We start from the raw sequence: 422 nt of genomic DNA on the forward strand, positions 1-422 counted from the left end.
TCGAAATGGTGAAGATGGGCACGACCGTGGCGACCAATGCGTTGCTCGAACGCAAGGGCGAGCCGCTCGCGCTGGTCACGACGCGGGGCTTTCGTGATGCGCTGCGCATCGCTTATCAGAACCGGCCACGACTGTTCGATCTCGACATTGCACTGCCCGAGGCGCTTTACGCCGAGGTCGTGGAGGTCGACGAACGCGTGGGCGCCCATGGCGAGGTCGTGCGCGAACTGGATCTCGCATCGGCACGCGAAGCGCTGCAGCGCGTGCATGCGCAGGGCATTCGTTCGCTCGCCATCGTGCTGATGCACGGCTACCGTTACACGGCGCACGAGAAGGCGCTCGCCGCGCTGGCGCGCGACATCGGCTTCACCCAGGTCTCGGCTTCGCACGAGGTGTCGCCGCTCATGAAGCTCGTCTCGCGC

1 protein-coding gene is annotated in these 422 nt (G+C 65.9%); it reads left to right on the forward strand.

The features are described from left to right. A partial coding sequence (locus W930_RS28940; RefSeq protein ID WP_036656632.1) for a hydantoinase/oxoprolinase N-terminal domain-containing protein occupies positions 1 to 422 on the forward strand: 422 nt, incomplete at both ends.

It is taken from the genome of Pandoraea sp. E26 (assembly GCF_000681415.1).
Taxonomy (GTDB): domain Bacteria; phylum Pseudomonadota; class Gammaproteobacteria; order Burkholderiales; family Burkholderiaceae; genus Pandoraea; species Pandoraea pnomenusa.